The 16,252-nt window shown below is 72.5% G+C and carries 2 protein-coding genes; both read right to left on the bottom strand.

The window, feature by feature from the left end; all coding sequences use genetic code 11:
* The coding region (locus AC060L_RS36850) for an SDR family NAD(P)-dependent oxidoreductase (RefSeq protein ID WP_483803362.1) at window positions 1-5,801 on the bottom strand (5,801 nt) is incomplete at its 3' end.
* Window positions 5,802-5,803: 2 nt separating this feature from the next.
* A partial coding sequence (locus AC060L_RS36845) for an SDR family NAD(P)-dependent oxidoreductase (protein ID WP_483803361.1) occupies window positions 5,804-16,252 on the bottom strand: 10,449 nt, incomplete at its 5' end.

The raw sequence follows: 16,252 nt of genomic DNA, 5'->3' as shown, positions 1-16,252 counted from the left end.
CCCTGACGCAACGCCTGAGCCGCCAGATGCACCGCCACCAACGACGACGAACACGCCGTATCCAACGTCACCGCCGGCCCCTCAAGACCGAACGTATAAGCCACCCGCCCCGACAACACACTCGCGATCGTCCCCGTCAGCAAATGCCCCTCGAAACCCTCCGGAGCACTCCCCAACCGCGACCCGTAATCGTTGTACATCACACCCGCGTACACACCCGTCGAAGAACCCCGCAACGAGCCCGGATCAATACCCGCCCGCTCCAACGCCTCCCACGCCACCTCCAGCAACACCCGCTGCTGCGGATCCGTCGCCACCGCCTCACGCGGACTCAGACCAAAGAACTCCGCATCGAAATCCGCAGCCTCATAAAGAAACCCACCCCGACGCGTATACGACTTACCGATCTTCTCCGGATCCGGATCAAAGAGCCCCTCCACATCCCAACCACGATCACCCGGGAACTCACCAACAGCATCCCGGCCCTCCACCACCAGCCGCCACAAATCCTCCGGCGAAACCACCCCACCCGGATAACGACACCCCATACCCACCACCGCGATCGGCTCGTCGGTGGAGACAGCGGTGACCACCTGGGTGCGGGTGGACGCGGCCGACTGCGAGGTCTCGCCCACCAGGTACTCGGCCAGGACGGCCGGAGTCGGGTAGTCGAAGACCAGGGTGGCCGGCAGTCGCAGGCCGGTCAGTTCACCGAGCCGGTTGCGCAGTTCGACGGCGGTCAGGGAGTCGAAGCCGAGCTCCTTGAACGCGTGGTCGGGCGCGACCGCGTCGGTGCCGGTGTGGCCGAGCACGAGGGCGACCTCGGCCCGGACCAGGTCCAGCACGGTGCGGGAGCGGTCTTCGGCGGAGAGGCCGGCCAGCCTGTCGGCCAGCGCAGCCGATGCGTTGCCGGAGCGCGCGCCGGGGCGCCGGACGGCCTGGCGCACCAGACCGCGGAACAGCGTGGGGACGGACGGCATCCGGCGGACCGCGGCCAGGTCGAGCGCGACCGGGACCAGCAGCGGCTCGGCCGAGGCCAGCGCCGCGTCGAAGAGCGCCAGGCCTTCCTCGTTGCCGAGCGGGGCGATGCCCGACCGGCTGATGCGCTCGCGGTCGGCGGCGTCGAGCGAGCCGGCCATCCCGTCCTCCGCCCACAGGCCCCAGGCGAGGGAGGTCGCGGGCAGATTCTGGGCCCGACGGTGCTGCGCGAGCGCATCGAGGAAGGTGTTCGCCGCCGCGTAGTTCGCCTGACCGGCATTACCGACAAGGCCAGCGATCGACGAGAAGAGCACGAACGCGGAGAGCTTGTGATGCCAGCTCAGACGGTGCAGGTTCCACGCCGCATCCACCTTCGGACGCATCACCCGCTCCAGCTGACCCGCCGACAGCGACCCCAGCGTCGCATCCTCCAGCACACCCGCCGTGTGCACCACAGCCGTCAACGGACGCTCGACCACCACCTCGTCCAGCAGACCCGCCAACGCATCGAAATCCGACACGTCACACGCCGCCACCGAAGCCCGAGCACCCAACTCCGCCAGCTCCGCCACGAACTCCGCAGCCCCCGGCGTCTCCCCACCACGACGCGACACCAACACCAGATGCCGCACACCGTGATGCGAAACCAGCCGACGCGCCACCAGACGACCCAACGTCCCCAGAGCACCGGTCACCAGGACCGCACCCTCCGGATCCAGACCACCAACCGCACCCGCCACCACACCCGCCGCACGCACCAACCGCGGCACCAACAACCCACCACCACGCACCACAACCTCGGACTCACCCGAAGCCAACACCGCGGGCAGCAACGCCAGACCACCCTCATCCAGGTCGGCGAGCCGGAAGCGTCCGGGGTTCTCGGAGCGGGCCGACCTGACCAGGCCCCAGGCGGCAGCGTGGGCCAGGTTCCGGATCGGCTCACCCGCAGTGGCAGCCACCGCTCCCCGCGTGACCACGGTCAGCTCGCTGTCGGCGTACCGCTCGTCGGCGATCCAGTCCTGGAGCAGGGCGAGGACCGAGCCCGCCACCTGGTGGGCGTCCTGCGGCGTCGCGCCGTCGGGGTCCGGGAGCACGGCCACGACCTTCGCCGGCACCGGGTCCGCGAGCGAGGCCGGCAGATCGGCGCGGCCGTCGGGGCCGAAGGCGATCTCGACGACGCTCGGCAGCTCACCCTGTTCGGCGGCCACCGGCGTCCAGTCGATCCGGAACGGCACGGGCGCACCGGCGTTCGCCGCCTGGGCCTGCACGTCGAGCCGGGAGATCGTCGCGACCGGCGAGCCGGTCGCATCCGCGAGGTCGAGCGCCACGGAGTTCTCGCCCAGCCGCTTGACGCGCACCCGGAGCGCGGTCGCTCCGACCCGGTGCAGCGTGACGCCGCTGAACTCGAACGGCACGCGGAGCGGGCCCGTCTCCGCCTCCAGGAGAAGCGGGTGCAGGGCGGCGTCGAGGAGCGCGGGGTGCAGACCGAAGCGAGCGGCCTCACTGTGCAGCCGGTCGGGCAGCGCGACCTCGGCGAAGAGGTCGTCACCGGCGCGCCAGGCGGCGCGCAGGCCGTGGAAGGCCGGCCCGTAGCCGTAACCAAGGTCGTCGAGACGCGGGTAGAAGTCGTCCACGTCCACCGGGACGGCGTCCGCAGGGGGCCACTGCGTCAGTTCGGCGCCCGCGGCCGGCACCTCGGCGGCGATGCGGCCGGTCGCGTACCGGACCCACTCCTCCTCGCGCTCGGCGAAGACGGAGATGTCACGCCGGCCGTCCTCGTCATGCCGGCTGACGGTCAGCCGGATCGAGACGGGCGCGGTACCGGTCAGGGTCAACGGCGCCTGGAGCGTCAGCTCCTCGACCGTGCCACACCCCAACTGCTCGGCCGCATGACCCGCAAGCTCCAGGAACACCGTCCCCGGAACCAGCACCGTCCCACCGATCGCATGATCAGCCAGCCACGGATGCGACGACAACGACACCGACGCAGAGAACTGCACCGCATCACCATCAGGATCCGCAATCACCGCAGCCAACAACGGATGATCCACAGCCGTCAGCCCCAGACCCGCCGCATCACCCGAACGCGGCGCATCCAACCAGAAACGCTCACGCTGGAAGGCGTAGGTGGGCAGCTCCACCACACCGGCCCCCGGCAGGAACCGCTCCCACTCCACCCCGACACCATGTGCGTGCACCGCGCCCAGCGCCGTGAGGAGGGAGCGCTTCTCGGCACGGTCCTTGCGCAGCACCGGAACCACGACGACGCCCTCGGTGTCGGCCAGGCACTCACTCGTCAGACCCGCCAGCGTCCCATCCGGACCCAGCTCCACGAACGCCGTCACACCAAGACCAGCCAACGTCGCGACACCATCGGCGAAACGGACCGCCGAACGCGCCTGCGCAGCCCAGTACTCGGCCGTGAACTCCTCAACCAGCCCGCCCGTGACGTTCGAGACCACCGGAATCCGCGGAGCCGAATACGTCAGCGTCCGGGCGACCTCGGTGAACTCCGCCAGCATCCCGTCCAGATGCGCCGAGTGGAACGCATGACTCACCTTCAACCGAGTCGCCTTCACACCCTCGGCCCGAGCCAGCTCCAGCACCTCCAGCACCGCGACCTCGTCACCCGAAATCACCGTGCTCGCCGGGCTGTTGAACCCCGCCACCTCCACACCGGAGCGACCCTCAAGCCACCCGGCGACGCGCTCCCCACCCGCATTGAGGGCAACCATCGCCCCGCCCGCGGCAACCCCCTCCATCAACCGCGCCCGCACACACACCAGACGCGCCGCATCCCCAAGCGACAGCACACCCGCCACATGAGCCGCAGCCAACTCACCCACCGAATGACCCACCAGATAATCCGGGGTCACCCCGTAATGCTCCAGCAGACGGAACAGCGCCACCTCGACCGCGAACAACGCCGGCTGCGTGAACACCGTCCGCCCAAGCAGCTCCGCCTCACCCTCGATCACCGCAGCCAGCGAACGATCCAGATGCACATCCAGAGCCGCAACAACCCCATCGAACGCAGCCGCAAACACCGGCTCGCTCACATACAACTCACGACCCATACCCACACGCTGACTCCCCTGCCCCGAGAACAGGAACGCCACCGAACCACCAGGCACCACACGACCCGACACCACACCAGCCGCCGGCACACCACCCGCCAACGCCCGCACACCCGCAAGGAGCTCATCCCGAGACTCCCCCACCACCACCGCACGATGATCGAAACGAGCCCGCGACACCGCCAGCGAACGACCCACCGCCGCAACATCCAGCTCCGGCCGCTCCTCCAGGAACGACACCAACCGACCCGCCTGACCCGCCAGCGCACCCCCCGACCGACCCGACACCACCCACGGCACCGGACCAGACACCGACAGCTCCGCCACCGGCTCAGCAGGAAGGTCCTCGGCCGGGGCCGGGACGGCCTGCTCCACGATCACGTGGGCGTTGGTGCCGCTGACACCGAAGGACGAGACACCGGCCCGGCGCGGACGGTCCAGCTCCGGCCACTCCCGCGCCTGCGTCAGCAGCTCCACCGCGCCCACCGACCAGTCGACCTCGGGGGTCGGCTCGTCCACGTGCAGCGTCGCCGGAAGAACGCCGTTGCGCATCGCCATGACCATCTTGATCACGCCCGCGACACCCGCCGCGGCTTGCGTGTGACCGATGTTCGACTTCAGCGAACCGAGCCACACCGGGTTGTCGTCCTGGCGGGCCTGGCCGTAGGTGGCCAGCAGCGCCTGCGCCTCGATCGGGTCGCCCAGTCGCGTGCCCGTGCCGTGCGCCTCCACGACGTCCACCTCGGCGGCGGACAGCCGGGCGTTCGCCAGCGCGGCCCGGATGACCCGCTCCTGCGCAGGCCCGTTCGGGGCGGTGAGCTGGCTGCTCGCACCGTCCTGGTTCACGGCGGAACCACGGATCACCGCGAGCACCTGGTGCCCGTTGCGCTCCGCGTCCGACAGCCGCTCCAGCACCAGCAGGCCCGCGCCCTCGGCCCAGCCCGTACCGTCCGCCGAGGAGGAGAACGCCTTGCAGCGCCCGTCCGGCGACAGCCCGCGCTGCCGGCTGAACTCCACGAAGGTGCCGGGCGTGGCCATCACGGTCACGCCGCCGGCCAGGGCGAGGGTGCACTCCTCCTGGCGCAGGGCCTGCGCCGCGAGGTGCAGCGAGACCAGCGAGGACGAGCAGGCGGTGTCGACCGTGACCGCCGGGCCCTCCAGCCCGAAGGTGTAGGCCACCCGGCCCGAGGCGATGCTGCCGGTGCTGCCGGTCAGCAGGTAGCCCTCGAAACCCTCGGGGGCGTTGGGGATCCGGGAGCCGTAGTCGTCGTACATGACGCCGGCGAAGACGCCGGTGCGGCTGCCGCGCAGTGTGGCCGGGTCGATGCCCGCCTGCTCGAAGGCCTCCCACGCCGTCTCCAGCAGCAGCCGCTGCTGGGGGTCGATGGTCGTCGCCTCACGGGGGCTGATGCCGAAGAACTCGGCGTCGAACCGGTCCGCCTCGTACAGGAAACCGCCTTCGCGGGTGTACGAGGTCCCGAGGTGGTCGGGGTCGGGGTGGTAGAGGTTCTCCAGGTCCCAGCCGCGGCCCTGCGGGAAGGGGCCGACCGCGTCACGTTCGGCGCTCAGCAGCTCCCAGAGGTCCTCCGGGGAGCCGACCCCGCCCGGGAGCCGGCACGCCATGCCCACGATCGCGATCGGCTCGTGGGCGCGCTCCTCCAGGTCCTGGATGCGCTGGCGGCTCTCCCGCAGGTCGACCGTTGCCCGCTTGAGGTAGTCGCGAAGTTTCTGCTCGTTGTCCATGTCTACCTGCCGAGTTCGTTGTCGAGAGCTGCGAAGAGTTCGTCGTCGGTTGCCAGGCCGAGGTCGGCTTCGGCGGGAGCGCCGTCCACCGTCCGAAGCAGGCCGCGCAGTCGCGCGGCAGTCGTTCCTGCCGGGCCGTCGCCGTCCGACCGGCCGGCGGCCGCGAGAGCGGCCTCAAGGGCGTCCAGGGCGGCCTGGACCGGGTCTGCCATCTCGCCGACCAGCTCGCCCCGCAGGTGTTCGGCGACGGCTTGCGTGGTCGGGTGGTCGAAGACGAGCGTGCTGCGCAACCGCAGCCCGGCGGCGGTGTTCAGCCTGTTGCGGAGTTCGACGGCGGTGAGCGAGTCGAAGCCCAGGTCCAGCAGTCCGCGCTGGACGTCGATCGTGCGCGGCGCCGGGTGGGCCAGCACGATGCCGACCTGCTCCCTGACGAAGTCGAGCAGCAGCTGCTGCTGCTCCGCTTCGTCCAGGCCCGCGAGCCGCTGCGCCAGCGGTATCTCCGCCGGAGCCGAGGTGCGCCGGCCGGCCCGGCGCTCGGTGCGCACCAGACCCCGGTAGAGCTCGGGCAGTGCGTCCCCGAGGGTGCGCAGGGCCGCGAGGTCGAGTGCCACGGGCGCGAGCACCGGTGCGGTCCCCGCCCCGCCGTCGGCCAGGGCCGCGTCGAGGGCCGCGAGTGCCTGCTCGGCCGGCATCGGGAGGATCCCGTTGCGGGCGAGCCTGGCCCGGTCGGCACGGTCGAGGTCGTTCGCCATGCCGTCCTGCCACATGCCCCAGGCGAGGGACACGGCGGGCAGGCCGCCGGCGCGCCGGTGTTCGGCGAGCGCGTCCAGGAAGGTGTTGCCGGCGGCGTAGTTGGCCTGCCCGGCGTTGCCCACCAGGCCGGCGACGGAGGAGAAGAGGACGAAGTCCGTCAGCTCCGTTCCGGCGGTCAGCTCGTGCAGGTTCCAGGCGGCCTCGACCTTCGGCCGCAGGACCCGGGAGAGGCTCTCCGGGCTCATGGCCTCCAGCGTGGCGTCCTCGACGACGCCGGCCGCGTGCACGATGGCGGTGAGCGGGTGCTCCTGCGGGATCGTGGCGAGCAGCCCGGCCAGCGCGTCGCGGTCGGCCGCGTCGCATGCCGCGACCCGTACGTCCGCGCCGAGCGCCGTCAGTTCGGCGACCAGGTCCTGCCCGCCGCCGCGCCGGCTGGTCAGCAGCAGCCGGCGCGCACCGCGGGCGGTGACCAGGTGCCGAGCGACCTGGGCGCCGAGCGCGCCCGTGCCACCGGTGATCAGCACCGTGCGCTCGGGGTCGAACGCGCCGTCGGCGTCCGGGGTCCGGGCCGGCTGCGCGACCTTCGCCAGCCGGGTCACGTAGACCTGGCCCTCGTGCAGTTCGAGCTGCGGCCTGGGGTCGGCCAGGGCTGCGGCCAGCAGCTCGCGGCCGGCCGGCAGGCCGTCCGTGATCACGTGCTGGAAGCGCCCCGGGTGCTCCGACTCGGCGGTCCGGATCAGCCCGGACAGCGCGCTGTGCGCCAGTTCCCCGGTGCTGACCACGGCGAGCCGCGCGCCTGCCAGGGCGTCGGTGGCGAGCCACTCCCGCAGCACCGCCAGCACCTCCTCGGTGACCTGGCCGGCCTCCGGTGTGGTGGCCGGGCGGACCGGAAGGACGACCACCTCGGGTGCAGCCGCACCGGCCGCCGTCGAGGCGGCGAGTCCGGCGAGGTCGGCGTGCTGCTCCGCGACCAGCCCGAGGTCGGTCGAGCCGAGGACCGCGATGATCGCGTCGCCACCGGCCGGGAGGTCCACCCTGGCCCGCTCCACCGCGTACAGGTGCTGCTCGTGGGGGCGGGTCAGCGCGGTCCCCGCGGGCAGCGCCCGCAGGGCGAGCGATGCGACGGTGGCGACCGGCGCGCCGGTGTCGTCGGCGATGGCGACCGCGACGGTTCCGTCCGGGCCGGCCGACAGCTTCACCCGCAGGGTGCCGGACCGGAGCCCGGTCAGCCGGACGCCGCCGAAGGAGAAGGGCAGCCGGAGTTCGGCCGACTCCTCCAGGAGCAGCGCGTGCAGCGAGGCGTCGAACAGGGCCGGGTGCAGGGCGAATCCGTCGGGCTCGACGGGCAGCCGTACCTCGGCGTAGCGGTCCTCGCCCGACCGCCATGCCGCCTGCAGGCCCTGGAACGCGGGGCCGTAGCCGTAGCCCTGGTCGGCGAGGCGGTCGTACAGGTCCTCCACCGGCTGCGGTACGGCGCCGGCCGGCGGCCAGGACGCGAGGTCGGGCTCGGGGCTGACGGGACCGGCCGGCACGACGGTTCCGGTGGCGTGCCGGGCCCAGACGTCGCCGTCCCGGTCCCCGCGCGAGTGGACGGCGACGGGCCTGCGGCCGTCCCCGTCGGGGTCGCCGACGGTGATCTGGAGCTGGAGCGCACCCTCGCCCGGAAGGACCAGGGGTTCCTGGAGGGTGAGCTCCTCCAGCTGCTCGCAGCCGAGTGCGGCGCCCGCGTGCAGGGCGAGCTCCACCAGGGCCGTGCCCGGGACCAGCAGGGTGCCCGCGACGGCGTGGTCGGCGAACCACGGGTGGCTGCCGGCCGAGATCCGGCCGGTGAACAGGACGCCGTCGGAGTCGGCGAGCGGAACCGCGGCCCCGAGCAGCGGGTGCTGCGCGGAGTCCAGTCCGGCCGAGGTGACGTCGCCGCCGCCGGGCCGCTCCGTGAGCCAGTAGCGCTGCCGCTGGAACGGGTAGGTCGGCAGCTCCGCGACCGGTCCGGCGTTCTCGCCGAACAGTGCGCGCCAGTCCACCGGAACGCCCCGCACGTGCGCCTGGGCCAGGGCGGTGACGGCGGTGTGCGGCTCGTCGCGCCCGCCGCGCAGCACCGGGACCAGCAGCGAGCCCGCGTCGAGGAAGTCCTGACCCATCGCGCTGAGCACGCCGTCCGGGCCGAGCTCCAGGAAGGTCCGGACGCCTTCGGCCTCCAGGGCGCGTGCCGCGTCCAGGAAGCGCACCGGCCGGCGGACGTGCCGGACCCAGTACTCGGGCGTGGTCAGGTCCTCGGCGCCGACCAGCTGCCCGGTCAGGGTGGAGACGATCGGGATGGCCGGCGGGGCGAACGTGAGCCCCTTGGCGACCGTCTGGAACTCGTCCAGCATCGCGTCCATGTGCGGGGAGTGGAAGGCGTGGCTGACGCGCAGCCGCTTGGTCTTCCGTCCCTGGGCCGCGAGTTCGGCCGCGACGGCCTCGACGGCCTGCGCGTCGCCCGAGAGCACCACGGAGGTGGGGCCGTTGACGGCGGCGATGCCCAGCAGGTGCTCCCGTCCGGCGAGCAGCGGCAGCACCTCCTGCTCCTCGGCCTGTACGGCGTACATCGCGCCGCCGCCGGGCAGGGCCTGCATCAGCCGGCCGCGGGCCGCCACCAGCTGCGCCGCGTCCGCCAGCGAGAGCACGCCGACGACGTGCGCGGCGGCCAGTTCACCGATGGAGTGGCCGGCGACGAAGTCCGGCCGTACGCCCCAGCTTTCGAGCAGCCGGTAGAGCGCGACCTCGGTGGCGAACAGCGCGGCCTGGGTGAAGCCGGTCTGGTCCAGCGGCGCGGGGTCCGCACCGAAGAGGACGTCGAGCAGCGGCGTCTCCAGCCACTGGTCCAGCTCCTCGCAGACGGCGTCCAGGGCCTCGGCGTAGGCGGGGTAGGCGCGGTACAGCTCGCGGCCCATGCCGAGGCGCTGGCTGCCCTGACCGGTGAAGAGGAAGGCCGTACGGCCGTCCACGGGTGTGCCCCGCACGGTCAGCGCCGCGAGTGCGTCGACCGCTTCGGCGGTGGTGGCGGCCACCGCCACGGCGCGGTGCGACAGTCCGGCGCGCCCGACGGCCAGGGTCCGGCCCGCGGCCGCCAGCTCCTGCCGGCCCAGGCCGGTGAGGGCCGCGCCCACCTGGTCGGCCTGCGCCAGCAGGGCCGCATCGTTGTGCGCGGACAGCACCAGCGGCACCACCGGCATCGGCTCGGCCGGGGGAAGCGCGCCCTCGGCCGGCGGCTGCTCCACGATGACGTGGGCGTTGGTGCCGCTGATACCGAAGGAGGAGACGCCTGCCCGGCGCAGCCGCTCGGACTCGGGCCACGGCACCGCCTCGGTGAGCAGTTCCACCTGACCGGCGGACCAGTCCACGTGCGGGCTGGGCTCGTCGATGTGGAGGCTCTTGGGGAGCACCCCGTGCTGCATCGCCATGACCATCTTGATCACGCCGGCCACACCGGCGGCGGCCTGGGCGTGTCCGATGTTGGACTTCAGCGAGCCCATCAGCAGGGGCGACCGGCGCTGCTGCCCGTAGGTGGCGAGCACCGCCCGGGCCTCGATCGGGTCGCCCAGCGTGGTGCCGGTGCCGTGGGCCTCCAGCGCGTCCACGTCCGCGGTGGTCAGGCCCGCGTTGCTCAGGGCCTGACGGATCACCCGCTCCTGGGCGGGGCCGCTGGGAGCGGTGAGGCCGTTGCTCGCACCGTCCTGGTTGACCGCGGTTCCGCGGATCACACCGAGGATCCGGCGGCCGTTGCGCTGTGCGTCGGAGAGCCGCTCCAGCAGGAGGATGCCGGCGCCCTCGGCCCAGGCCGCCCCGTCCGCCTGCGCGGAGAAGGACTTGCACCGGCCGTCCGGCGCCAGTCCGCGCTGGCGGCTGAACTCGACGAACAGGGTCGGCGCGGCCAGTACGGTCACACCGCCGGCCAGGGCCAGCCCGCACTCGCCGTTCCGCAGCGCCTGCGCGGCGAGGTGGATCGAGACGAGCGAGGAGGAGCAGGCGGTGTCCACGGTGATCGCCGGTCCCTGCAGGCCGAAGGTGTAGGCGACCCGGCCGGAGGCGACACTGACCGTGCTGCCGACCGACAGGTAGCCCTCCAGGGCCTCGGGGGCGTCCTTGAGGCGCGCCGCGTAGTCGTTCGCCATGACACCGGCGAACACACCGGTCTGGCTGCCCTTGAGCGAGGTCGGGTCGATGCCCGCGCGCTCGAAGGCCTCCCAGCAGGTCTCCAGCAGCAGGCGCTGCTGCGGGTCGATGGCGGTGGCCTCGCGGGCGCTCACCCCGAACAGCTCGGGGTCGAACTGCGGTGCCTCGTAGAGGAATCCGCCGTGCCGGGTGTACGAGGTGCCCACGTGGTCGGGGTCCGTGTCGTACAGGCCGTCCAGGTCCCAGCCGCGGTCGTTCGGGAACGGGCCGATGGCGTCCCGCTCGTCGGACAGCAGCGCCCACAGCTCCTCCGGGGAGCCGACCCCGCCGGGGTAGCGGCAGGCCATCGCGACGATCGCGATCGGCTCGTCCGAAGCGCCGGTGACCGGTTCGGCCACGGCCACCGCGGCCACGGCGGCCACCGAGCCGAGCAGCTCGCTCCGCAGGAAGCCGGCCAGCTCGACCGTGCTCGGGTAGTCGAACACCAGCGTCGCGGGCAGCTTCAGACCTGCGGCCGCGTTCAGCCGGTTGCGCAGTTCCACCGCCTTGAGCGAGTCGAAGCCCAGCTCGTTGAAGGCCCGGTCGGGCGCGACCTGGTCGCCGTCGGTGTGCCCCAGCACGGAGGCCACCACGCCACGGACCAGGTCCAGCAGCGCGCGCTCCTGATCCTGGGGGGCCAGGGCCGCCAGCCGCTCCTGGAGCGAGTTGCCGCCCGCCTGCTCGCCGGCGGCGGCGCGCCGCGCCGGGCGCACCAGTGCGTGGAAGAGCGCGGGCAACGTGCCCTCCTCGCTCTGTGCCCGCAGTCCGGTGTAGTCCAGCAGCGCCGGAACGAGCACCGGCCGGCCGGTCGCGAGGGCCGCGTCGAACAGCGCCAGCCCCTGCTCGCTGCCGATCGGGGCGATGCCGCCCCGGGACAGGCGGGCGAGGTCGGCGTCGGTCAGGTGACCGGTCATCCCGCTGCCCTCGGCCCACAGGCCCCAGGCGAGGGAGGTACCCGGCAGGCCCAGGGCCTGGCGGTGCAGCGCGAGCGCGTCCAGGTAGGTGTTGGCCGCCGCGTAGTTGGCCTGTCCCGCGGTGCCGACCGTGCCGGCCAGCGAGGAGAAGAGAACGAACGCGTCGAGCTCCAGGCCCGCCGTCAGCTCGTGCAGGTGGCGGGCGGCATCGACCTTGGGACGCAGGACGGTGTCGAGCTGCTCGGCCGTGAGGGCCTGCAGCGTGGCGTCGTCGAGCACCCCGGCGGCGTGGACGACCGCGCTGAGCGGGTGCTCCGCGGGGATCGCCGCCAGCATCGCGGCCACCGCCGCGCGGTCGGCCGTGTCACAGGCGGCCACGGACACGCCGGCTCCGTGGGCGATGAGTTCGGCCTCCAGCTCCAGCATGCCCGCGGCGTCCCAGCCGCGCCGGCTCGCCAGCAGCACGTGCCGCACGCCGTGTTCGGCGACGAGGTGGCGGGCGAAGAGCCGGCCCAGGGTGCCGGTGGCGCCCGTGATGAGCACGGTGCCCTCGGGGTTCAGGGCGGGCACGGTGTCGCCCGTCGTGGGCGACTGGACCAGCCGCGGTACGAGCAGTGCCCCGTCCCGCAGGCTCACCTGCGCCTCCGGTACGGCCAGCGCACGGCCGAGCTCGGCCTCGGAGACGTCCCAGTCGGTCAGGTCCAGCAGGCCGAACCGGTCGGGGTTCTCGGCCATCGCGGTGCGCACCAGCCCCCAGACGGGAGCCGAGCCGAGGCCCTCAGCCGTGCGGGCGGTGGTCGCGTCACGGGTCACGAAGACCAGGCGCGAGTCGGCGAACCGTTCCTCGGCGAGCCACTCCTGGGCCAGCCGCAGGGCACGGTGCGCCACGGCGACGGGGCCGTCCGCACCGGGGAACGGGACCACCACGAGCGGCGGGGTTCCGACGATCCCGGCGAGATCCGAGTAGCTCCCCAGCGGGGCGGGCAGACCGTGGCCGGGCTCGTCCAGGACGGCCCAGCCGGCGGCCGGGGCGGCCTCCGGGGCGGCCGTCCACTCCACCTGGAGCAACGGCTGACGGGGGGTGCCCGAGCCGGCCAGCTGCGCGGGGTCTACAGCCCGCAGGCCGAGCGTCGCCACCGAGGCGATCGGTGCACCGCTCGCGTCGGCGAGGGACAGGGCGACGCCCGAGCCTTCCGGGGTGATCCGCACCCGCAGCACGCCGGCCTTCACCGCGTGCAGCCGGACGCCGGTCCAGGCGAAGGGCAGCACCAGACGGCCGTCCGCCGCGAGCGCCAGCGGGTGCAGGGCGGCGTCGAGCAGGGCCGGGTGGATCCCGAACTCGCCCAGGGGGACGTCCTTCGGGAGCGCGACCTCGGCGAACGTCTCCTGTCCCGCGCGCCACAGCGCCCGCAGGCCCTGGAACGCGGGGCCGTACTGGAAGCCGCGCTCGGCGAGCGTGTCGTACGCCGCCGTGAGATCGACCGGCTCGGCGCCGGCCGGGGGCCAGGCGGTGTCGGTCGGTCCGCCCGCGGGCCCTTCCGCGTGGCCCAGGACGCCGGTGGCGTGCAGGGTCCACGGGTGGACCGGGGCGTCGTCGGACTCGGGCTCCGGGCGTGAGTGGACCGACAGGGCGCGCCGGCCTTCCTTGTCGGGAGCGTCGACCACGACCTGGAGCTGCACTCCGCCGCGGCCGGCCAGCACCAGCGGTGCCTGCAGGGTCAGCTCGTCGAGCTGGTCGAGGCCCGTGTGGTCACCCGCCCGGATGGCGAGGTCCACGAAGGCCGTACCGGGGAGCAGCACGGTGCCGGCCACGGCGTGGTCGGCCAGCCAGGGCTGCGCGTTCAGCGCGATCCTGCTGCTCAGGACCAGCTTGTCCGCGTCGGCCATCCAGAGCGCGGCGCCGATCAGCGGGTGCCGCTCGGCGGCCATGCCGAGCCCGCCCGCGTCACCGGCGAGCGCCGGGCCCTCCAGCCAGTGCCGCTGGCGCTGGAACGGGTAGGTCGGCAGGTCAACGACCGCACCGGGCCCGCCGATCACGGCAGCCCAGTCGACCGGGACGCCCGAGACGTGGGCCTGCGCCGCGGAGGCGAGGAAGTCGTCGAGTCCGCCCTCGCCACGGTGGAGCGAGGGTACGGTGACGGCGCTGTCGTACGACGTGTCGTCGATCGTCTCCTGGAGCGCGACGGTCAGCACCGGGTGAGCACTCGCCTCGATGAAGACGCGGTGGCCCTGGTCGAGCAGGGTCCGGACGGCCTCCTCCAGCTGGACGGTCTGGCGCAGGTTGCGGAACCAGTACGCCCCGTCGAGCTCGGTGCCGGCCAGCAACTGCCCGGTGACGGTGGAGAGGAAGGGCACCTCGACGGCGCGCGGGGTGACCGAGGACAGGGCGTCCAGCAGCTCGTCCCGCAGGCTTTCGACGTGGGCGGAGTGGGAGGCGTAGTCGACCGGGATCCGCTTGGCGCGCATCTTGTTGGCCTTGCAGTGGGCGACCAGCTCCTCGAGAGCGGCCACCTCGCCGGCGACCACCACGGAACGCGGGCCGTTGTGTGCGGCGATGTCGATCGCGCCGTCCCAACGAGCGATCAGCTCACGCACCTGGTCGGCCGGCAACGCGACCGAGACCATGCCACCAGTACCCGCCAACCGCACGATCGCCCGACTGCGCAGAGCCACCACCTTCGCCGCGTCATCGAGCGACAACGCACCCGACACCGCCGCCGCCGCGATCTCACCCTGCGAATGACCCACCACCGCCGCCGGCTCCACACCCACCGACCGCCACAACGCCGCCAGCGACACCATCACCGCCCACAACGCCGGCTGCACCACATCCACCCGATCGAAGCCGGGGGCGCCCTCCGCGCCGCGCAGCACATCCAGCAGCGACCAGTCCGTGAACGGCGCCAGCGCCCGCTCGCACTCCACCAACCGCTGCGCGAACACCGGTGCGGACTCCAGGAGTTCCAGCGCCATGCCCTGCCACTGCGAACCCTGACCCGGGAACACGAACACCGTCCGCCCCGAGCCCGCGGCCACACCCTGCACCAGATTCGCCGCCGAACCACCCGAGGCCAACGCCTCCAAGCCCGCCAGCAGCTCATCGCGGCCGGCGCCGGAGACCGCCGCCCGCACCGGCAGATGCGCAACCCGCGCCGCCAGAGCCGACGCCACCGAAGCCGGCTCCACCACACCCGACACCAGCAGCTCACGCACCTGCCCCGCACGCGCCGCCAGAGCCGCCTCACTCTTCGCCGACAGCACCAGCGGAAGCCCCACCGGCCCAGCGACGACCTCGACCGGCTCCGGACCCTGCTCCAGCACCACGTGCGCATTCGTGCCGCTGATACCGAAGGAGGAGACCGCCGCGCGACGCGGACGCGACACCTGCGGCCACGCCCGTGCCTGCGTCAGCAGCTCCACAGCGCCAGCCGACCAATCCACATGCGGAGTCGGCTCATCCACGTGCAGCGTCGCCGGAAGCTCACCATGACGCATCGCCATCAGCATCTTGATGATCCCCGCCACACCCGCCGCGGCCTGCGTGTGACCGATGTTCGACTTGATCGAACCCAGCCACAGGGGATTGTCGTCCTCACGATCCTGGCCATAGGTCGCCAGCAGCGCCTGGGCCTCGATCGGGTCACCCAGCCGCGTTCCGGTGCCGTGCGCCTCCACCACGTCCACCTCGGACGCCGACAACCGCGCATTCGCCAGCGCCTGCCGGATCACCCGCTGCTGCGAGGGCCCGTTCGGCGCCGTCAGACCATTACTCGCACCATCCTGATTCACCGCCGAACCACGAATCACACCAAGAACGTTGTGCCCGTTGCGCTCCGCGTCCGACAGACGCTCCAGCACCAGAACACCCGCACCCTCACCCCAACCCGTCCCATCCGCCGACGACGAGAACGCCTTGCAACGCCCATCCGCCGACAGACCACGCTGACGCGAGAACTCCACAAACGTATTCGGCGTCGACATCACCGTCACACCACCGGCCAACGCCATCGAACACTCACCCTGACGCAACGCCTGAGCCGCCAGATGCACCGCCACCAACGACGACGAACACGCCGTATCCAACGTCACCGCCGGCCCCTCAAGACCGAACGTGTAAGCCACCCGACCCGACAACACACTCGCGATCGTCCCCGTCAGCAAATGCCCCTCGAAACCCTCCGGAGCACTCCCCAACCGCGACCCGTAATCGTTGTACATCACACCCGCATACACACCCGTCGAAGAACCCCGCAACGAGCCCGGATCAATACCCGCCCGCTCCAACGCCTCCCACGCCACCTCCAGCAACACACGCTGCTGCGGATCCGTCGCCACCGCCTCACGCGGACTCAGACCAAAGAACTCCGCATCGAAATCCGCAGCCTCATAAAGAAACCCACCCCGACGCGTATACGACTTACCGATCTTCTCCGGATCCGGATCGAAAAGCCCCTCCACATCCCAACCACGATCACCCGGGAACTCACCAACAGCATCCCGGCCCTCCACCACCAGCCGCCACAAATCCTCCGGCGAAACCACCCCACCCGGATAACGACACCCCATACCCACCACCGCGATCGGCTCGTC

It is taken from the genome of Kitasatospora sp. NEAU-69, from assembly GCF_057158765.1.
Note: the sequence above shows the minus strand (reverse complement) of the source record. Positions and strands in the feature narration are given on the sequence as shown.